Origin of the sequence: Streptomyces scabiei 87.22 (genome assembly GCF_000091305.1) — a bacterium.
Taxonomy (GTDB): domain Bacteria; phylum Actinomycetota; class Actinomycetes; order Streptomycetales; family Streptomycetaceae; genus Streptomyces; species Streptomyces scabiei.
In genome coordinates this window covers 5,447,818-5,465,568 of sequence record NC_013929.1, presented here as the reverse complement: position 1 = coordinate 5,465,568, position 17,751 = coordinate 5,447,818, and the positions used below count along the sequence as shown (strand labels likewise).

The following is a 17,751-nucleotide window of genomic DNA, read 5'->3' as shown; positions in this document are numbered from 1 at the left end:
GCGCCGGGCGGCAGGGCAAAGGAACCGGCGCCGGGGTCAGCCCGCCGTCACTCCTGCCAGTCCCGTCAGCTCCGGCAGGGGGAGCGTGTGCTGGGTCTGGAGGACCTTCGCGCGCAGGTAGCGGACGTTGTGGGCGGTGGTGAAGACACCGGTGGGGACGCGGTGGCGGACGCCCACGCCGAGGTCGCGGAGCTGCCGCGCCTTGTCGGGGTTGTTCGAGAGCAGGTCCAGCTCGTCGATGCCGAGGGCACCCAGCATCTGGGCCGCCGCCGTGTAGTCGCGGGCGTCCTCGGGCAGACCGAGGGCCGCGTTGGCCTCGTAGGTGTCGAGCCCCTGGTCCTGGAGGGCGTACGCGTCGAGCTTGTTGTAGAGGCCGATGCCCCGGCCCTCCTGGCGGAGGTAGAGGAGGACGCCACCGCGTTCGGCGATCCGCTCCACCGCCTCGCGCAGCTGGGGACCGCAGTCGCAGCGGGCGGAGCCGAAGACGTCGCCGGTCAGGCACTCGGAGTGCAGCCGGACCAGGGGGTCCGTGCCGGGGGCGGGGTCGCCGAGGACGATCGCCAGGTGCTCCTGGCCGTCGACGAGGCCGTGGAAGGTGACCAGTTCGGCGTCGACGGCGTAGCCGTCCTGGAAACGCAGCGGCACCCGGACGCGGGCACGCGGGGTGGCAGCGGGAATGTCGGGCATGCGGGTTCTCCGGTCCTGGTACGGGGTGTCGTTGTGCTTCAGTTTTGAAGCACAACGCTCGGAGTGACTCTAACCCCTGCTTCAAATTTCAAGCAACCGATTTGGGGATACGTCACATTCCCGTCATGCGCGGGGCCGTGTGACGGCGCCGCGCGTCCGGGCCGCGCGTCCGTCAGGCGCGGTCCCGCTCGTCCGACCCGCCCGACCCGCCCGACCCGCCCTGCTGGCCCTGCTGGCTCGACGGGCATGCGCGGCGGCGCCACGGGAGGTCGTCCGAGCCGGGGGCCGCGAGGGGGCTGCCACCCTGGATCGCCGCCGCGATGGCCCCGCAGATCTCCTCGAACTGGCTGATCTGCTCGGGGGCGAGATGGTCGAAGACGGCCCTGCGTACCGTCTCGACATGCCCCGGCGCCGTGCGCTCCAGCAGGGTCATGCCCTCGTCGGTGAGCACGGCCACGCTGCCGCGCTTGTCCCACTGACAGTCCTCTCGCCGCACCAGGCCGTCCTTCTCCAGCCTGGTCACGACATACGTCAGCCGGCTGCGCGTGATCTTCAGACGCTCGGCGAGTTCGGTCATCCGCATGCGGCGCTCCGGCGCCTCGGAGAGGGCGGCCAGCATGGAGTAGTAGAGGTGCGGCAGCCCGGCCTCCTGCTGGAGCTGGCGGTCGAGCGCGTCCTCCAGAAGGGAACTCGCGGCCACGTAGGCGCGCCAGGCACGCTGTTCGTCGGGGGTGAGCCAGCGGGTCGTCATACGTACAGTGTAGGTATTGTTTAAAACTTGAACCAAGGGAGCTCGTCCCATGCCCCAGCCCTACGTCCTGTTGTCCGCCGCCGTCTCCCTGGACGGCTTCCTGGACGACACCGGACCCGAGCGGCTGCTGCTGTCGAGCCCGGCCGACTTCGACCGGGTCGACGAGGTGCGCGCCTCCGTCGACGCCATCCTGATCGGCGCCGGCACCCTGCGCACCGACAACCCCCGGCTGCTGGTCAACTCCCCCGAGCGGCGCGCGGCCCGTGTCGCCGCCGGGCTGCCCGAGTACCCGCTGAAGGTCACGGTCAGCGCGTCCGGCGATCTCGACCCGGCGGCACGGTTCTGGCACACCGGCGGCGAGAAGGCCGTGTACACGACGGACAAGGGCGCCGACCGGCTGCACGGGCTGGGCCTGCCGACGGGACCGGACGGCGTGACCGTGGTCTCCGTAGGCCCCGAGCTGGCGTGGACGGCCGTCCTGGACCACCTCGCGGACGTGTGCGGCGTGCGGCGGCTCATGGTGGAGGGCGGCGGCCTCGTGCACACCCAGCTGCTCCGGCAGGACCTGGCGGACGAGATCCAGCTGGCCGTGGCACCGGTGTTCGTGGGCGAGGCGGACGCGCCGCGGCTCTTCGGGACGGGGGCGTACCCCGGGGGGCCGAGGAGCCGGCTCCGCCTGCTGGAGACCCGGCCGGTCGGCGACATCGTCCTCATCCGCTACGCCCCCAGCGTCCCCGGCACCGGACGGGACGTCTCCCCCGCCGACCGCCACTGGCTCGACCTGGCCTGCGAACTGGCCGCCGCGTGCCCTCCCTCGCGGACCGCGTTCAGCGTGGGGGCCGTGGTGGTCGCCGAGGACGGTACGGAACTGGCCCGGGGACACTCCCGCGAGGGCGGCGACCCCGTGGTCCACGCCGAGGAGGCCGCCCTCGCCAAGATCGACCCCGCCGACCCCCGCCTGGCCTCCGCCACGGTCTACAGCAGCCTGGAACCGTGCGCCCGCCGCGCCTCCCGCCCCGCGCCCTGTGCCCGGCTCGTCCTCGACGCGGGCATCCGCCGGGTCGTCACGGCCTGGCGGGAGCCGGACACGTTCGTCGAGGACGCGGCGGCCGGGAACGCGGTGCTGGCGGCGGAGGGGGCCGTGGTCGTGCTGATCGGGGACTTCGAGGAGCGGGCGCAGGCGCCCAACCGCCATCTGACCGGCTGAGCCCGGCCGCCGAATCCCCCACCCCTCGGCACCTTCTCCGCCGTCGCCCTCCCGCCCTTGATCAATGCGTGTGCGTGCGGTCCCGCGGATGGCGTACACTGGTTTCAACGACGCGGGGTGGAGCAGCTCGGTAGCTCGCTGGGCTCATAACCCAGAGGTCGCAGGTTCAAATCCTGTCCCCGCTACTGAAGGCCTGGGGCCGGAATCCGATCAAGGATTCCGGCCCCAGGTGTTTGTTCGTGTACGACATGCACTCACCCGCCCCTCCGGGGCTGACCACCGCGGACCGCCGCCACCGCAGCGGTGTACGACTCCCGGGTGAGATCCCCCGGGGCGATGCCCAGGTCGCGGAGCACCGCGCGGATGCCGTCGAGGGCCCCGGCGACCTCGTCCTCCTCCCGCACCAGGCTCTCGACCTCCAGGAACGTGCCGTCCAGCTCGGGGACCCGTACCAGGGTGGCGAGCATTCGCCGGCCGTACGCCTCGAAGGAGTGGCTGCGGCAGTGCTTCTCGAACACGATCGCCGGCACGTAGCCGAGGCGTCGCAGAATGGCGTGCGCGACCTGCGCGTCCTCGACCCGCGTCCCGTACTCGGGTTTCGAACCGGACTCCTCGTCCACGGCCGCCGCCTTGAAGGTGAGCAGGGCCCGCCGCTCCCCCGTCCCGTGGTCGGCCGTGCACCGCAGCCGCAGCTCCTCGTCCCGGCCGCGCAGACTGCCGTCCGGCAGGTCGTCATACGTGTCCCGGTACGTCTCGGCCCTGCCCTCACCCCACACCCCGAGCACCCGCGCGACCACCTCCGGCGCACGGACCCGGGCCTTCAACTCCGCCTCGATCACGAGCCACTCCTCTCGTCGCCGACCGCACTCCCCCTCGGCCCCCGCCGGGCCACTGTCCCCCGCCGACCGTCCGCCGAGGAAGGAGGAGCGGGTGTCCGCTCCTCAGCCGTGGGCCCGTGCCGTGAGGTAGGGGTCACGGCGCAGGACGTCACGGCTGCCGAGGAGGGTGCCGGTGGCCAGGCCCACGGCGGGCAGCAGCAGCGCGGCGGCGGCCCAGGCCGGCCCCGGCAGGGCGTCCGTGCGGGAGATGGGCAGCCCGAGGAGATCGCTGAGCGGACCGGCCAGCGCCACGGACACGCCCGCACCCACGAGGACGCCCACGACGCCGGCCGCCCCGCCCGAGAGGACGGCCTCACCGAGCAGGATCCTGCGGAGCTCCGAGCGCCCCGACCCGAGAATCCGCAGAACGGCGAACTGCCCGAGCCGGGCCCGCGTACTGTCCGCCGCGCGTACCGACCCGAGCCCGACGGCGCCGATCGCCAGCACCAGCACCCCCGCCCGCATCGCGAGGTCCGCCACCCCGAACAGACCGGGCAGGTCACGCACACGATCGGACACGGGCGACGCCGAGAACCCGTCCGCCTGGAGCGACTTGGTCACGGCGGCCACCTGCCTCTGGTGCCCGACCCGTACGACGGCGGACTGCGCACCCTCGTGCGCGCGGAAGGTGTGCGGGGTCTGTCCGGCGCGCGCCGCGGCCAGCAGCGCGGCCGTGTCCTCCGCGAGGTAGGCGACATCGGGGCCGTCGGCCTGCCAGGCGGGGTCATAAAGGGTGGTGACCCGCAGTCTGATGACCTGGGTGGTGCCGGACGCCGCACCCGTCGCCCGGGTGTATCCGAAGGCGACGGTACGGCCGAGGAGCGGAGCGAAGTCGGTCCCCTGCGCGGAGACCGGCAGAGCGATCTCGTCCCGCGCGAGCCCACCGGAGCCCGCCGGGTTCCGCCCCTTCACCACGGGCAGGTCGTCCCCCGGCGTCAGGGTGTGACCGGCCAGGTCGTACGTCCCTTCCTCCGCGGCGTACAGCACGGACGGGTAGTCGGCGACGACCTGCCGTACGCCCGGCACGGACGCGGCGTCCCGCAGGGCCGAGGTGGTGAGCGGCCGGACCGAGGTGTCGCCCTCGAACGAGGACAGCTCGATCTGGGTGAGCCCGCCCGAGCCGAGCACGTCCCGCTCGACGGCCTCGGCGGCACCGGCGGCCACCCCCGCGGACGTGGTCAGCAGCGCGGCCAGAACGGTGAGCGTCGGCAGTGCCCTGCGCAGCGAACGAGCGTCACGCGTCCAGGTGTACAGACTCCAGCGGCTCATCCGAGGCTCCCCTCCCGGGCGTCCCGCAGGCCGGCGGCCGGCTCTCGGGCTTCCTGCCTGCCGACGGCCGGCTCCCGGTCGTCCGACGAGTCGGCGGCCGACAGAACCCCTCCGTCGAGCACGTGCCGCCGGTCGCAGCTCGCGGCGACCGCCGGGTCGTGCGTGACGAGCAGGACGGCCGCACCCCGCTCCGCACACGAACGCAGCGCTGTCATCACCGAGTTCGCGGTCCGGGGGTCGAGGCCCGAGGTCGGCTCGTCGGCCAGGACGAGCACCGGCCGTTTCACGGCGGCTCGCGCGACGGCGATGCGCTGCCGCTGCCCGCCGGAGAGTTCGGTGACCCGGGCGTCGGCCAGTTCCGCCATGCCCAGATCGCCGAGGAGCGCCCGGGCCTCCGTACGATGCCGGGCGAGCCGGGGGCCGAAGGCGGCGGCCACGTTCTCCCAGGCGTTCAGGAACGGCAGCAGCCCCAGATCCTGCAGGACGATGCCGATCGACCGGCGCCGCAGCAGATCCCGTCCGGCCGTGGACAGGGATCCGGTGTCCGTGCCGGTGATGTGCAGCGAGCCCGCGGCCGGAGAGAGGATCAGCCCGAGGAGGGCGAGCAGTGTGCTCTTGCCCGAACCGGACGGGCCCTCGACGGCTGCCATGGTGCCCGCGTCGAGCGTGAGATCCGCACGGGTCAGACCTCCGCCGGACGCGTAGCCGAAGGCCAGGCCCTCGGCCACCACGGCGGGCGGGGCGGTGGGTGGGGCGGCTGTGTTCATGGGGCGGTGTCCTTCCGGGGTGGGAAGACGGACGGGGCCGGACGGGCGCGCGGCCGGGCGAGCGCGTCCTGTCGGCCCGCCGTCGGACAGGTCACGCGAGGAGGTAGTACGCCGCTCTGGTGGCGTCCGCCGAAGCCGCGTCGCCCGGCGAGGCGGCGTACAGGTCGGGGAACGCGGAGTCGCTGTAGCGCCGGAGAAGCCGGGGCAGGTCGTCCCAGAGACTCTGCGGAATGCTCTGGTCTGATGCGAGGGCTGCCTGCACCGCGTCCGAGGCGGTCATCAGGTCCCCCGCACGCAGCGCTCTTCGGGCCTGCTCCGCGAGATCGGTGCCCTCGGCGAGCCGTGCCGCCTGGGCCGTGCATCCGGCGTCCGCGAGCACGACCACGACGCGCAGCGAACGAGCGGGCAGTCCCCCGCCGCGCCCGCCGTCCGGCGCCCCCACGGCCGTACGCCCGCAGCCCAGTCCGAACTCCGCGCGTGCCGCCATGACGCCGTACCAGCGGAGCTCGTTGTCCCGCGTCAGACGCCTCGGCACCGTCAGCCGAGCCGCCTCCACCGCTCCCCTGGCGGCCTGTGGTCCACAGGTCAGGGCCAGCCGGTGGCATGTCATGGCGAGCAGCAGCCGATCGGACGGTTCGAGGCCGGCGTCCGCGCCCATCCGTGTCAGTCGCCGCGTCAGCCAGTACGGTGTGTGCTCCTGCTGAGCGCCGGCCGTCAAGGCCCGCGCGGCGTCGTAGGTGGCGGTCAGCGTGCCCAGTTGGGCCGGCGTCTTCGTGACGAGCCCGTCGGCCCGGACGTGCCCCACGGGCTCGGGCAGCGCGCCGGCGCCGGGGCCCGCCTCGGCGCCGTCGGTCATCAGGGCACGCCGGACCAGCCACCGGGTCTGTGTGTCGGAGTCCGACAGCACCGGCACCAGGCAGTCGTACGTCCGCCGGGTCAGCCGGTCCCGCAACAGGGTCAGGGCGGCCCGCTGGATGGGGTCGAGGGCGGCGCACCCCGCGGCCAGCCGGGCGTCGGCCCCGCGCACCGCACGTGTCGCTCGGGCCCGTACGCCGACGGCGCGCAGGGCCTCCGTGGCGTAGAGCACCGGTACGGCCTGCTCGGCACGGGCGGTGTCCGCCGCGAGGGTCTCCAGCCCGGCCCGGGGCACCTTGTCGTCCCGCCCCAGGCAGGTCAGCGTCTGCAGAAAGGCGGCTCTGGTGGCGAGCGAAGTGAGGGCGTCGTCCCCGGTGTCCGGCGCGGTCAGGTACCCGAGCGCCTCGCGGCCGGCCCGGTCCAGGAGGCCGGCCCGCTCCAGTACGGCGGTCGCCTCGCGGCTCTCGTCCGCTCCCCTCCCTCCGAGGGCGAGGCACACGTAGTGAGCCCGCCATGCCGGGGTGTCCAGGACGTCGGCACGGGCGAGTTCGGCGAGCCGGGCGGGCCGGACCTCGGGCACACCCCCGCCTCGGCCCGTACCGCCACTGCCCCGGGGCCCCTCGGCGAGGGCCGCCTCCAGGCGCCCGTACGCGGTCGGGTACAGCGCGGGATCGCGCCCGACGTCCACGCGGGTGGCGCGTACGAGATCGTTCGCTCCGCGCAGGGCGTCCAGTTGGGTGGCCAGGTCGGCGCCGGGTGGCGCGGGCCGTTCCACCGGCCCGCCGCCGAACACCGCGGCGCCGAGCGCTGCCGTGGCGGCCACCACACTCACCGACAGGAGCGCCCGGCGACGACGGTCCACGTGCTCCCTCACCGCTCAGTCGTTGGCACAGGCAGAAGCGAACGCCTTGACGCCGGACTTGAAGGCGCCGCCGTCGGAACAGGTGGTGATGCTCGTGTTGAGCGAGCCTCCCGGGTCGGCGATCCCGCTGATGTCGGCGATCCAGGTGTTCTGGTTGGTCCAGCTGACCTGCCGGGTGTTCTCGCTCACCGGCGTACCGCTCGGGCTCAGCGCGAGGGTCGCCTGCCAGCCGTTGGCCTTCACCGTCGCCGTGTTGCTGATCCTGCTGACCGGGTACCTCGCCCCGCCCCTCGTGGTCTTCGTCGACGTCTTGAAGGAGCACTTGTCGGCGTAGGCGTTGCACTGCCACGCGCTGACCTCGACCCTCGCGCCCGTCCCGGGCAAGGGCGTCGACCCGGCGTCCGAGATGGCCGCCGTCGGCACTGCGGACCCCGTCACCAGCATCCCGACGAGCCCCGACGTCAGCAGGATCCTCTTCATCCGCCCTCCCCGCGTTCATGGCACGCACATGCAGACATGTCGCCCCAACCAGGCCACGAACTGTATATGTTGCGCAAATACTGAAGAGTGACCGAAAAGCGACGCATGTATGCGTCCGCCATCTTGGCTCACCCTCGGAACAAACCAGAAGAAACCATCCAGCGCCGGGCACCCCGGTCACAGTCGTCCGCGGACCGAAGGACGAGTGACCGGTTTCAGCCATCCGCCAGTCGGGATTGTTCACACCTGAGCGTGACGGCGGCCGTCCGGTGCAAGCGCCCCGTCCCTCTCCTCCGTCACACGCACAGCCCCGGCCGGCGAGCCGCCCCCTGCCCGGCGTGTCAGGCTCGGGAGCGCGCGGAACGACGTCTGCACCCGCGAGGAGGCTGTGCGCATGCCGGTCGGTACGGACGCGTCCGGGGGCTCCCCGTCTCCGGACCCGAGGACGCTTCTGCGGAGCCGCGCCTACCTCGTGCTCCTGTTGACGGCCGCGCTGATCGGCGTACCGGTGTCCGCGGCGGCCTTCGGGTTCCTCGCGTTGGTCGGGGAGGTCCAGCCGCTGATCTACTCGGATCTGCCCAAGTCCCTGGGTCTCGGCGGAACTCCGTCCTGGTGGCCGCTGCCGCTGCTCGCCGTCGGGGGGATGCTGGTGGGTCTGACGGTCCGATACCTGCCGGGGCACGGCGGTCATGAACCGAGCGCCGGGTTCCAGCCCGGCGGTGTGCCCGCGCCCGTCGAGCTCCCCGGTATCTTCCTCGCCGCCTTGGCGACGCTCTGCTTCGCCGCCGTCCTCGGCCCCGAGGCACCCCTCCTGGCACTCGGCAGCGGGCTCGCCGCCGGTGCCGTGCGGCTGGTCAGACGTGATCCGCCGGAGCAGATGAGCGCGGTGCTGGGCGCGACGGGAAGTTTCGCGGCCGTCAGCTCCCTGCTGGGATCGCCTCTGCTGGGGGCGTTTCTGCTGATGGAGGCGTCGGGGCTGGGCGGGGTGATGATGACGACGGTGCTGGTACCCGGGCTGCTGGCCTCGGGCATCGGTGCGCTCGTCTTCGTCGGGCTCGGCTCCTGGACCGGGCTGGGCACGTACTCCCTGGTCCTGCGCGACGTACCCGAGGCCGTGCGCCCGACGGCGGCGGAGTTCGGCTGGGCCCTGCTCATCGGGCTGTCGGCCGCGCTGGTGGCCGCGGGCATCCGATGGCTCGCCGTCCGGCTCAGGACGCACGTCGAACGGCGCCGAGTGACGGCCACGGTCGTCATCGGCCTCGTCGTGGCGGGACTGGCGATCGGCTACGCGGAGGCCACGGACAAACCGGCGACGGACGTGCTCTATTCGGGACAGACGGCGCTGGACCCCTTCCTCACGCACAGTGCCACGTACTCCGTGGGCGCGCTGGCGCTGCTGGTGCTGTGCAAGGGCCTCGCCTACTGCGTGTCGCTCAGCGCCTTCCGGGGAGGCCCGATCTTCCCCGCGATGTTCGTGGGAGCCGCGGGCGGCATCCTCTGCTCCCACCTCCCGGGGCTGAGCCTGGTCGCGGGGTTCGCGATGGGTATCGGCGCGATGAGCGCCGCGATGCTGCGCCTCCCCCTGGTCTCCGTCCTGCTGGCCACGCTGCTGATCGGGCTCGAGGGGGTCACCGTCATGCCGCTGGTGATCGTCGCGGTCGTCGTCTCGTACGTGGCTACGGCGAGGTGGACGCCGGAGCCCGGATCGGCGGCGGGGCATCGGCAAAAGCCGGGGCCGGGGTCGGGGCGACCGCAGGTGTGAGTGGTTCGCCGCCGACGCTTTGCCTCCCCTCCGGCCGGCGGATACCGCGCCGACCGGACGGGAGGCGAACTGCGCCTACATCCCGCGTCCGCTCTCTTCGGTCGCTTCGGTCCCTTCGCCGTCGTCGGTGGCGTCGGTCTCCGGCACCGGCAGGCGCGAGCCTCTGGACTCGGCGACGCGCAAGGCATCCGCCAGGCACTCGGCGAGACGGATTCCCGCGTAGCGGACCTCGGTGTACGGCGAGGCCGGGTCCTCCAGCACCACGCGGGCGAGGTCGAGTACGTCAGTGCCGGTGGCGAGTTGGGTGGCCTCCAGTTCGTCGGCGAGGCGGGAGAGGTGGCCGCCGTGACGGTCGGTCACCAGATAGCAGGGCTTGCCGTCGGGCGACGGCCAGGGCAGCAGCCGGAGTTCCATCAGGCGGCCGCCTTCCGCGGGCCGACCAGGTGCTGATCGAGGTCGACCCCGAAGTCGGCGGCCAGGACGAGCGCGAGGCGGCGGTACTGCCGGAGGGCGTCCTCTTCGTCATGCGCGACGAGGTAGGGGCGGACCAGGGCGGAGGCGGAGCCGTCGATCGGGGCGTGCAGGCCGTAGGGGGAACGGTGGCGGGGAAGCCCGGAGGACACGGGGGCGGGAGCGGCGGTGTGGGGGTCCTGCCGTACGGCGGTGATGTGCAGGCATAGGTAGGGACGGTGACGGGTCAGTCGCCGTTTGCCGGTACCTGGGGCGAACAGGAGGCGCAGCCATTGGAGGGCGCGGGGGATAAGGTCGGTCATGTCGACGCTCCTTGGGTAAGCGTTGGCCATGCCCCGGGAGGTCTAGCCACCTCGCCGGGGTCTGCTGATTTCGACCATACCGGCAACTGCGTCCCCCTGCACCCCTCTACTTCTTTCCGCACCCCGCTGCGGCAGGACGCGTTCCACTCCTGCGGTACGCGGGAGGCTGCGGCACTGTGGAGGGATGACCGAGCTTCCGCGCTACGAGTACGTGAAACTCGCCGATGCCATCGCGGCGGACATCGCGTCCGGCAAGTTGCCGCAAGGGGCCGCGCTGCCGGGCGAGCGCGCGATGACCGATCTGTATCGCGTCAGCATCGGCACCGTGCGTCGGGCAGTCGTCGAGCTCCGGAAACGAGGACTCGTCGCCACCTTGCCCGCGAAGGGGACCTACGTCATCGCGATGCCGGAGGACGAGTCGGGCCGTGGCACGACTCGGTAGGAAGAGTCCTGGTTCCTGGCGACTAACGTGCCGTCATGGCTGAAGACCAGGAGTGGCGCCCCGATCCCGCGTCCCGGATCTACGTGTACGTGCAGATCGCCGAGCACATCGCCGACCAGATTCGCGCCGGAAGTCTGCCGGTAGGTGCGCGTCTGGCCTCGGAGCCCGATCTCGCCGCCCACTACGGCGTCGGTATCAACACCCTCCGGCGTGCGATCCGGGAGCTGCGGGAGCGAGGTGTCGCCGACACGGTGCCCGCGAAGGGGACGTATGTCATCGCGATGCCCGAGTCCTCCACGGGCGGGTGACCGGCCCTCAAACACCGCGGCGCCCGACCCGGCCGAAGCCGAATCGAGCGCCGCGCAGCAGGTCGGAGGGGATATCCCCCGCCCGCGAACCGTAGGCCCTGTGGGACTCGAACCCACAACCAATGGATTAAAAGTCCTGGCCAAAGCTTGCTGGGTCGTTCCGGACGCTGACTCGGTGTCCGGAATGACCTGGTCAGGACAGGTTCGCTATAGGGGACGGTCCACCCCGGGACAGCTCCTGCCACACCGTCCGCTCACGCATCGCTCACGCAGAGGGGGCTGATGACCAGTACGTTCGCGCCTTCTGACGCTGTTTCGCTTTCCGAGCAGTCTCGCCCGATCGGAGGAGGTTGAGCGGGCTTCAGCGCCGTAGGCGGCGGCGCAGTTCCGCGTACCACCAGGTCTCCGCGGCAGCCACCGCCGCCAGGACGGTGACCGCGCCGGCAAGAGCCGCGACCGGCGGTAGTACGGCCGCCGCAGGACTCCACCCGAGCAGCAGGAACAGGCCGCCCAGTCGGAACCGACTCCACTGGCGCAGCACGGTCCAGCCGAACAGGAGCAGCCCGGCCAGATACGTGGCGGCTCCGCCGCACAGAACCCAGGCGTAGAAGCTGCCCAGCGCTTCGCCGCCGCCCGCATGAGCCATGACCCCCTCGACGCCGAAGGCCGTCAGCACGATGCCGGCCATGATCGGGAAGTGGGCGTAACCGTAGGCGTCGACCGCAAGCCTGACCCGGTCACGTCCCTGCGTCCTGCTCAGCTGGTGCTCTCCCACCAGCGTGGCCACGTCGAAGTACAGCCACCACAGGCCCAGGGCGACGGCGACGCCCAGGACCGCCGCGGCCAGCAGCGGTGTGGAGATCGGGCGGTCGACAGCTCCCGCGCCCATGGCGAGGAGCGACTCCCCGATGGCGATGATCATGAACAGTTCGTGCCGTTCGGCGAAGTAGGAGGCGCTGCGGATGCGCCAGTTGCCCCGGCAGGAGGTGGCGTACACGCCACCCCAGTCCGTGGCGATCGCGGCCGCGAAGAGCGCCGTCTGCCACCGGCCTCCGATCACCGCACCGACGATCAGGAGGCAGGAGCCGCCCAGTACGGCGGGCCAGGAGACCGTGATCTGCCGCAACAGCCCGTGGTCACCGCGCGCGAGCACGCCGTAGAGGACGAGGTGCACACAGCGGACGAAGAGGTACGCGCAGGCCAGGACCACAGGCCCGTTGAGGCCGCCCGGCGCGTCGTGCCACGCCTCCGGGACGGTGAGGGCCACGACGAACACCCCGGCCATCGCCAGCGTCATGCCCGCGCGTACGACACCCGGATCGGCCTGGGCCTGGTTGCCGAGCCAGGCGTAGGCGGACCAGGAGATCCAGACCAGGGCCAGCAGGAGCACTCCGCGCAGGACACCGCTGCCACTGTGTTCGTGCGCCATGTAGGCGGTGACCTGGGTGAGGGTGAACACGTACACCAGATCGAAGAAGAGTTCGAAGGTGGTCACCCGGCTGCCCGCGAGTACGGCGTGAGCCGTGCCCGGTGGTCCGCCTTCCTGCCCGCTTTCGCTCTTGTCCACCACAGACCGCACTTTCTCCGGATCACGGCCGCCTCGCATCTCGGCGCGGCGGTGGCTCAGGCGGCCACGCCTGCGAAGGAGCGGCTGAATTGCTGGCCCGACTGGACCATGCTCCGCACGCTGCCGAGCCGCTCGTCCTCGTATCCGCGCAGAGCTTGCGGCATGGCCGGTCCGCGTACGCCGGCGGCGACGGCTGCGGCGACGGCCTCGGCGTCGTGGAGCGAGGCGCTGAAGCCCGAGCCCGTCATCGGGGTGGGTACGTGGGCGGCGTCTCCGACAAGGGCGAGGCGGCCGTTGACGAGCTGGTCGGGGACGTACTCGGCGATCGGGGTGCCGATGACGGCACGCCGCTCGATGCAGTCGAGGACGGCCTCGCGCCAGGGCGACGGCCACAGGTCCTCGGCCCTGTCGGCGAGCTCGCGGAAGGTCGTCTCCGGTATGTCGGCCGAAGTGAGCGACCGGCGTACGACGTTGCCGACGACAGCACCCGTTTCGCGCAACAGATCGTTGCGGCTCGCGTCGTACCAGGCCCAGCCCACCTGGCGGGAGCCCGGGGCGACGGAACCGTCGGGGCCGGGCAGCGGGTAGCCGAGGAGGTAGTCCTCTCCACCGGTGAGGATGTCGACGTCCCGCGGCAGGCGGCGCGAGGTCATGAGCGCGGACTCGCCGGTCAGACCGAGCCAGATCAGGTAGCCGGCAAACGTCGCGTCGGGCTTGTCGGGTGCGACGCCGCCGCGCACCACGCTTCCGTGGCCGTCCGCTCCGATCACGACATCGCCCCGGAACGTCCGCCCGTCCGAGGTGATCACCCACGCCGAGTCCGCGTCCTGGCCGACGCTTCGTACGGTCGTGTGAGGGCGGAGCTCAATACAGGGGTCTGCATCGACGGCCGCTCGGAGCCGGGCGTGGACCGCCGTCCAGCTCTGCACACCGGAGGCCACCGAACTCAGCGGCGCCGGGCTGCTCTTCGAGAGATCGGATCCCGTGATTCTGCTGAGCAGGCCCTCACTCACCCCGCCGAGAGCGGCCCCTCTGCGGGCCCGGGGGACCGCCCCGGATCGCTCCAGCATCGTCACGTCGATTCCATTCTGCGAGAGGGCCAGTCCGGTCATCAGACCCGCGAGGGAAGCACCGACGACGACGGCGGTGCCCTGGCGCCCGTTCCCGGAGCGGCTCATGTCGCGCGTTGCTGTGGTCATGCTGGTGTTCTCCGCATTCAATGTGAGAGCAGCGCGGCGAGGTTGATCTTCCCGATCTGCAGTTTCGCGTCGTGGGGTTCGTTCAGTCCGCCGTCGGTGATGTACAGCCGCTTCCCGCGCACCGCGGTGGCGGTGGGCGAGGCGAGGCCGTCCGAGGCGGTCAGCACGGTCTTGGTGGTGCCGTCCGGGAAGACCACCGCGACCTTGTTCTGCGTGTTCAGCGCGGCGAACACGACGTTGGAGCGCTCGCTGAGGAAGTTGAAGTCGTCGACGCCGGTGAGGCCGTCGGCGACCGTGTGGATCCGGCCCGGGGCTCCGGTGGCGGTGACGGGGATCCGCAGCAGGGTGCCCTTGCTGAGGTTAGAGACCCATACGGCGCCGTTGTGGAAGCGGAGTCCGTTCGCGCCGTACGGCACGGGCGCGGACGCCTTGATCGCGAGGGCGGGGCCGACCAGCCACGCGGTCGCGGGACCGCCGGAGACCGGGACGGCCCAGACGGTGCCCATCTGGCTGTCGGCGACGTACAAGGTGCGCCCGGCCGGATCGATGGCCAGACCGTTGGGGACTCCGCCGACGGGCAATGCCGCGATGCGGTGGGGGGTGCCGCCGGGCGGCAGCTTCCACACTCCGTTGCGGGAGGCGTCGGAGGACCACACGTTGTAGTAGACGGTGCCGTCGTGGCCGCGGGTGTTGCCGGTGATTCCGTCGCCCTTCTGCCCGGTGACCAGCACGGTGCGGTGCCCGGACGGTGCGATCCGCACCAGGGCCGGCCGTTCGCCCGCGGGCGTGCCCACCATCGAGACGGTCAGTGAGTTGTCCGGGGCGACGGTGATGTTCTCGGGCACGTCGCCGATGGCGAAGTCGAATGCGGCCACGGTCTTCACGTGGGTGACGGCGGGCTGCGCGTCCGCGTGCTCGGTCGCGGCGGACGCATACGGTGCCGAGACGACGACGGCGGCGGCCGTCGCGGAGATCACCGTGAAGGTGAATCGCTTCTTCATGGGCAGGGCTTTCGTGATCATTGCGCTCTTGAGTTCTTTCGTTCGTGGGCTTGTCGGAGAGGTACTTCAGGGCCCCTAGTCCGGGATCGAGAAGCCGGCGTTCTGCAGGTCGAGTGAGTCCGGGTCGGGTCCGCCGCGTACGCCGGTGTCGAGGGCGTCGATCGCGACCACCTCGTCGGATGTCAGGGCGAAGTCGAAGACGTCGAAGTTCTCGGCGATGCGATGGGCCTTCACGGACTTCGGGATCGCGCAGAAGCCGTGGTCGAGGTGCCAGCGCAGCACGATCTGCGCGGACGTCTTCGCGTACTTGTCGGCCAGGGCCGTGATGACGGGGTCCTCAAGAGGGTTCGTCTCGGCGCCTCGGTACACGTAGGAACCGCCGATGGGCGACCACGACTGGGTCAGGATGCCGTGGCTTTCGTTCGCCGCCCGCCACTCGGGCTGCGTGTAGTAGGGGTGCACCTGAATCTGGTTGACGGCCGGGACGACGCCGGTGCGGGAGATGAGTTCGTCGAGCTGCTTGGGCGTCTGGTTCGACACGCCGATCGCACGAACGCGCCCCTCCGCGAGCAGTTTCTCCGCCGCTTTGTACGCCGAGATCGTCTTCTCGAAGTCGGACGGCAACGGCTGGTGCAGCAGCCACAGGTCGAGCTGTTCGAGGCCCAGCTTGCGCAGACTCACGTCAAAGGCTCGCAGCGCGGAGTCGTAGCCGTAGTCGCTGATCCACACCTTGGTCGTCACGAAGATCTCGGAACGGTCCACGTCGGAGCGGGCGATCCCCTCGCCGACCTCCCGCTCGTTGAAGTAGGCGGCGGCGGTGTCGATCAGCCGGTAGCCGTCGTGCAGCGCGGTTACGACCGCGTCGGTGGTCTCCTCGGGGGCGCTCTGGTAGACGCCGAGTCCCAGGGCGGGAATCTGGACGCCGTTGTTCAGGGTGATGAGTGGGTTGGTTCCGGTCATGGTTCGCTCCAATCAGGGTGTGCGGACGTGGAGGGGTGCGCGGGCTCAGTCGGCAGAGACCGCTGTCGGCAGCTCGACCTCGGTGAGGTCGGCGCAGTAGGCCAGCAGGCGGTCCTGCACCTCGGGCGACTGCGTCGCCGGGTGTGGACGGCGGGGCTGCTGGTGGTGGAAGTAGCGGCCCGTAACCAGCGCCTCTGGGTCATCGCCGGCCGCCAGCCATGCCTGGGTCACCGGAGCCAGCCGCAGGTCGTCGGTGGCGCTGTTCCCGCCCATCTTTGTCGGCACCCAGCCCGGGTCGACGGCGTTGGAGAGCACCTCGGGCCATTTCCTCGCGACGGCGAGCATGAGAGCGGTGACGTGGAACTTCGACTCCGAGTACGCCTGGGAGCCCTGCCACGGCCGCGTCGCCCACTGCGGGTCCCGCAGGGTGGGGTCGCCGCTGTGGTGCATGCCGGAGCTGAGATAGACGAGCCGTCGGGGCGGGGTGATCAGCGCCGTGAGGAGGTAGGGCGCCAACACGTTGACCGCGAAGACATCCGAGAGGCCGTCCTCGGTCTCCACCCTGCCTCGCCCGTAGTAGCCGACGCCGGCGTTGTGGATGACCGCGTCGAAGGTGCCCAACTCGTTGACCTGAGCCGCCACATCACGGGTCTGGGCGATGCTGGAGAGGTCACCGACGACGACGCCCGCGTTGTCCGGGAGCGCGGCGTGTGCGTCACGGGCCCGGGTGTCGTTGCGAGCGTGGAGCGCCACCGTGTGGCCCTGCCGAAAAAGCAACTGAGCGGCCATCAGGCCGAGGCCGTCGGTGGAACCGGTGATGAAGATGCGAGCCATGGATCTTTCCTGACGGGTTCGGACCCCGACCAGTCGCTAGGCCGGGTCGCTGACCCGATTGCTGGTGGTGACCTTGAGGGGTACTTCGAGCAGCGGGAGCAACCGCTCCACGACCTTCGTCACGTTCGGGTGCTCGGCGTGTTCCGCGACGGCTTCGGCCGAAGCCCAGCCATCGACGATGTAGAAGGTGTCGGGCTCGTCCGACTGCTGGTAGAGGTCGTAGTAGAGGCATCCGGCCTCCGCCCGCGCGGGGCCCACGAGCTCCAGCAGGAGCTCCTCGACCCTGGCGCGGTGGGCCGCCTGGCCGCGTACCTCGCAGATGATGTGGCGCTCTGCCGACTTGACCGTGCTCATGTGGATTCCTTCGTCAGTTCTGGCCGGCGTAGACGCGGGTCATGCCGCCGTCCACGACGAGGTCGACGCCCGTGATATAGCGGCTGGTGTCCGAGGCGAGGAAGACGAGGGCGTCGCCGATGTCCTCGGCCGTCCCCACGCGTCCCGCCGGGATCTCCTTCGCGACGCGCTCGACATAGGCGGCGATGTCGTCATCGCTCAGCTTCTGTTCGTGGCTGTAGCCCTCGGTGGGCACCACTCCGGGGCTGATCGAGTTGACCCGGATCCCACGGTCCTTGAGGTCCGTCGTCCAGCTGCGGGCGAGGGAGCGTACGGCCGCCTTCGACGACGCGTAGACGGCGAACCCGGGCAGCCCCATGTCGGCGGTGATCGACGCGTTGAGGACGATGGACGCTCCGTCGCGCAGGACGTCCAGCATGCTCTGCACCGTGAGGACGACACCCTTGATGTTGATGCCGAGCTCGCTGTCGATCTGCTCCTCGGTCAGCTCGGCAAGGGGCGTGGCGTGTCCGCCACCCGCGTTGGCGAAGAGTATGTCGAGGTGGCCGTGCGCCGCCTTGATCGTTTCGGCGACGCGCAGCATGTCGCTCTTGCTCGTGACGTCGGCCCGGATCCCGGTGGCGGACGGGCCGAGCTTCTCCACGGCGGCGTCGAGCACGTCCTTGCGCCGGCCTGTGATGTAGACAGTGGCTCCCTCTTCGATCAGACGCTTGGCGGCGCCGAAGCCGAGTCCGGTCGTGCCACCGGTGACCAGGGCGATCCGCCCCTTGAGTGCCTGCGATTCCATGTGAACTT

20 protein-coding genes and 1 tRNA gene are annotated in these 17,751 nt (G+C 71.3%); 5 read left to right on the top strand and 16 right to left on the bottom strand.

Annotation, left to right across the window (positions count from 1 at the left end; genetic code table 11):
* Positions 1 to 36: 36 nt before the first annotated feature.
* The gene (locus SCAB_RS23380) at positions 37 to 687 is read right to left on the bottom strand and encodes a GTP cyclohydrolase II (RefSeq protein WP_013002541.1); all 651 of its coding nucleotides are present in this window, start codon (positions 685 to 687) and stop codon (positions 37 to 39) included.
* A gap of 172 nt (positions 688 to 859) precedes the next feature.
* The gene (locus SCAB_RS23375) at positions 860 to 1,438 is read right to left on the bottom strand and encodes a MarR family winged helix-turn-helix transcriptional regulator (protein ID WP_013002540.1); all 579 of its coding nucleotides are present in this window, start codon (positions 1,436 to 1,438) and stop codon (positions 860 to 862) included.
* A gap of 49 nt (positions 1,439 to 1,487) precedes the next feature.
* On the opposite strand from SCAB_RS23375, the gene SCAB_RS23370 reads away from it, so the two are divergent.
* Together SCAB_RS23370 and SCAB_RS23365 are read left to right on the top strand one after the other, a co-directional pair.
* The gene (locus SCAB_RS23370) at positions 1,488 to 2,645 is read left to right on the top strand and encodes a dihydrofolate reductase family protein (protein ID WP_013002539.1); all 1,158 of its coding nucleotides are present in this window, start codon (positions 1,488 to 1,490) and stop codon (positions 2,643 to 2,645) included.
* A gap of 111 nt (positions 2,646 to 2,756) precedes the next feature.
* Positions 2,757 to 2,830: transfer RNA gene (locus SCAB_RS23365), tRNA-Met, on the top strand.
* Between the two features lie 69 nt (positions 2,831 to 2,899).
* Here the strand turns inward: SCAB_RS23365 and SCAB_RS23360 are convergent.
* The 5 genes from SCAB_RS23360 to SCAB_RS23340 all read right to left on the bottom strand — a co-directional run bounded on the left by SCAB_RS23360 (position 2,900) and on the right by SCAB_RS23340 (position 7,756).
* On the bottom strand, positions 2,900 to 3,484 hold the full coding sequence (locus tag SCAB_RS23360; RefSeq protein WP_013002538.1) for a class IV adenylate cyclase: 585 nt from the start codon (positions 3,482 to 3,484) through the stop codon (positions 2,900 to 2,902).
* Positions 3,485 to 3,586: 102 nt separating this feature from the next.
* A complete protein-coding gene (locus SCAB_RS23355; protein WP_013002537.1) occupies positions 3,587 to 4,792 on the bottom strand; it encodes an FtsX-like permease family protein in 1,206 nt (401 codons plus the stop codon).
* Entirely contained in the window at positions 4,789 to 5,559 is a 771-nt protein-coding gene (locus tag SCAB_RS23350; RefSeq protein WP_013002536.1) for an ABC transporter ATP-binding protein, read from the bottom strand. Before SCAB_RS23350 ends, SCAB_RS23355 begins: the two co-directional genes overlap by 4 nt.
* 91 nt (positions 5,560 to 5,650) lie before the next feature.
* The gene (locus SCAB_RS23345; protein ID WP_013002535.1) at positions 5,651 to 7,276 is read right to left on the bottom strand and encodes a hypothetical protein; all 1,626 of its coding nucleotides are present in this window, start codon (positions 7,274 to 7,276) and stop codon (positions 5,651 to 5,653) included.
* A 15-nt stretch (positions 7,277 to 7,291) separates the two neighbouring features.
* The gene (locus SCAB_RS23340) at positions 7,292 to 7,756 is read right to left on the bottom strand and encodes a hypothetical protein (RefSeq protein WP_013002534.1); all 465 of its coding nucleotides are present in this window, start codon (positions 7,754 to 7,756) and stop codon (positions 7,292 to 7,294) included.
* Between the two features lie 394 nt (positions 7,757 to 8,150).
* Between SCAB_RS23340 and SCAB_RS23335 the strand changes: the two genes are divergently transcribed.
* Entirely contained in the window at positions 8,151 to 9,518 is a 1,368-nt protein-coding gene (locus SCAB_RS23335; protein ID WP_041669533.1) for a chloride channel protein, read from the top strand.
* A 75-nt stretch (positions 9,519 to 9,593) separates the two neighbouring features.
* Here SCAB_RS23335 and SCAB_RS23330 read toward each other — a convergent pair whose 3' ends face one another.
* Both SCAB_RS23330 and SCAB_RS23325 read right to left on the bottom strand, forming a co-directional pair.
* Positions 9,594 to 9,932, bottom strand: coding sequence for a hypothetical protein (locus SCAB_RS23330; protein ID WP_013002532.1), 339 nt, complete (start codon positions 9,930 to 9,932; stop codon positions 9,594 to 9,596).
* A complete protein-coding gene (locus SCAB_RS23325) occupies positions 9,932 to 10,291 on the bottom strand; it encodes a hypothetical protein (protein WP_041669531.1) in 360 nt (119 codons plus the stop codon). Before SCAB_RS23325 ends, SCAB_RS23330 begins: the two co-directional genes overlap by 1 nt.
* A gap of 184 nt (positions 10,292 to 10,475) precedes the next feature.
* Between SCAB_RS23325 and SCAB_RS23320 the strand changes: the two genes are divergently transcribed.
* Positions 10,476 to 10,733, top strand: a complete 258-nt coding sequence (locus SCAB_RS23320) for a GntR family transcriptional regulator (RefSeq protein ID WP_013002530.1) — start codon at positions 10,476 to 10,478, stop codon at positions 10,731 to 10,733.
* Positions 10,734 to 10,768: 35 nt separating this feature from the next.
* A complete protein-coding gene (locus SCAB_RS23315) occupies positions 10,769 to 11,041 on the top strand; it encodes a winged helix-turn-helix domain-containing protein (protein ID WP_046774557.1) in 273 nt (90 codons plus the stop codon).
* A gap of 361 nt (positions 11,042 to 11,402) precedes the next feature.
* On the opposite strand, the gene SCAB_RS23310 is transcribed toward SCAB_RS23315, so the two are convergent.
* The 7 genes from SCAB_RS23310 to SCAB_RS23280 form a co-directional block, all read right to left on the bottom strand.
* Positions 11,403 to 12,608 carry a low temperature requirement protein A gene (locus SCAB_RS23310; protein WP_158512258.1) on the bottom strand — a complete coding sequence of 402 codons (1,206 nt, stop codon included), beginning with the start codon at positions 12,606 to 12,608 and terminating at the stop codon, positions 11,403 to 11,405.
* Between the two features lie 56 nt (positions 12,609 to 12,664).
* Positions 12,665 to 13,807 (bottom strand): FAD-dependent monooxygenase, encoded by a 1,143-nt coding sequence (locus tag SCAB_RS23305; protein ID WP_013002527.1) that lies wholly within the window; start codon positions 13,805 to 13,807, stop codon positions 12,665 to 12,667.
* Positions 13,808 to 13,824: 17 nt separating this feature from the next.
* Positions 13,825 to 14,808 carry an SMP-30/gluconolactonase/LRE family protein gene (locus SCAB_RS23300; protein ID WP_225618759.1) on the bottom strand — a complete coding sequence of 328 codons (984 nt, stop codon included), beginning with the start codon at positions 14,806 to 14,808 and terminating at the stop codon, positions 13,825 to 13,827.
* Positions 14,809 to 14,883: 75 nt separating this feature from the next.
* The gene (locus SCAB_RS23295; RefSeq protein WP_013002525.1) at positions 14,884 to 15,768 is read right to left on the bottom strand and encodes an aldo/keto reductase; all 885 of its coding nucleotides are present in this window, start codon (positions 15,766 to 15,768) and stop codon (positions 14,884 to 14,886) included.
* A gap of 45 nt (positions 15,769 to 15,813) precedes the next feature.
* Complete coding sequence (locus SCAB_RS23290; RefSeq protein WP_013002524.1) at positions 15,814 to 16,602, bottom strand: SDR family NAD(P)-dependent oxidoreductase; 789 nt, start codon at positions 16,600 to 16,602, stop codon at positions 15,814 to 15,816.
* Positions 16,603 to 16,638: 36 nt separating this feature from the next.
* A complete protein-coding gene (locus SCAB_RS23285) occupies positions 16,639 to 16,956 on the bottom strand; it encodes a putative quinol monooxygenase (RefSeq protein ID WP_013002523.1) in 318 nt (105 codons plus the stop codon).
* 13 nt (positions 16,957 to 16,969) lie between these two features.
* Entirely contained in the window at positions 16,970 to 17,743 is a 774-nt protein-coding gene (locus SCAB_RS23280; RefSeq protein ID WP_013002522.1) for an SDR family NAD(P)-dependent oxidoreductase, read from the bottom strand.
* Positions 17,744 to 17,751 lie beyond the last annotated feature (8 nt).

Coding starts and splice junctions, on each gene's coding strand:
- SCAB_RS23335 (WP_041669533.1), top strand. CDS start 8,151: ATGCCGGTCGGTACGGACGCGTCCGGGGGCTCCCCGTCTCCGGACCCG.
- SCAB_RS23340 (WP_013002534.1), bottom strand. CDS start 7,756: ATGAAGAGGATCCTGCTGACGTCGGGGCTCGTCGGGATGCTGGTGACG.
- SCAB_RS23280 (WP_013002522.1), bottom strand. CDS start 17,743: ATGGAATCGCAGGCACTCAAGGGGCGGATCGCCCTGGTCACCGGTGGC.
- SCAB_RS23380 (WP_013002541.1), bottom strand. CDS start 687: ATGCCCGACATTCCCGCTGCCACCCCGCGTGCCCGCGTCCGGGTGCCG.
- SCAB_RS23350 (WP_013002536.1), bottom strand. CDS start 5,559: ATGAACACAGCCGCCCCACCCACCGCCCCGCCCGCCGTGGTGGCCGAG.
- SCAB_RS23315 (WP_046774557.1), top strand. CDS start 10,769: ATGGCTGAAGACCAGGAGTGGCGCCCCGATCCCGCGTCCCGGATCTAC.
- SCAB_RS23370 (WP_013002539.1), top strand. CDS start 1,488: ATGCCCCAGCCCTACGTCCTGTTGTCCGCCGCCGTCTCCCTGGACGGC.
- SCAB_RS23300 (WP_225618759.1), bottom strand. CDS start 14,808: ATGAAGAAGCGATTCACCTTCACGGTGATCTCCGCGACGGCCGCCGCC.
- SCAB_RS23290 (WP_013002524.1), bottom strand. CDS start 16,602: ATGGCTCGCATCTTCATCACCGGTTCCACCGACGGCCTCGGCCTGATG.
- SCAB_RS23355 (WP_013002537.1), bottom strand. CDS start 4,792: ATGAGCCGCTGGAGTCTGTACACCTGGACGCGTGACGCTCGTTCGCTG.
- SCAB_RS23375 (WP_013002540.1), bottom strand. CDS start 1,438: ATGACGACCCGCTGGCTCACCCCCGACGAACAGCGTGCCTGGCGCGCC.
- SCAB_RS23305 (WP_013002527.1), bottom strand. CDS start 13,807: ATGACCACAGCAACGCGCGACATGAGCCGCTCCGGGAACGGGCGCCAG.
- SCAB_RS23285 (WP_013002523.1), bottom strand. CDS start 16,956: ATGAGCACGGTCAAGTCGGCAGAGCGCCACATCATCTGCGAGGTACGC.
- SCAB_RS23330 (WP_013002532.1), bottom strand. CDS start 9,932: ATGGAACTCCGGCTGCTGCCCTGGCCGTCGCCCGACGGCAAGCCCTGC.
- SCAB_RS23325 (WP_041669531.1), bottom strand. CDS start 10,291: ATGACCGACCTTATCCCCCGCGCCCTCCAATGGCTGCGCCTCCTGTTC.
- SCAB_RS23320 (WP_013002530.1), top strand. CDS start 10,476: ATGACCGAGCTTCCGCGCTACGAGTACGTGAAACTCGCCGATGCCATC.
- SCAB_RS23295 (WP_013002525.1), bottom strand. CDS start 15,768: ATGACCGGAACCAACCCACTCATCACCCTGAACAACGGCGTCCAGATT.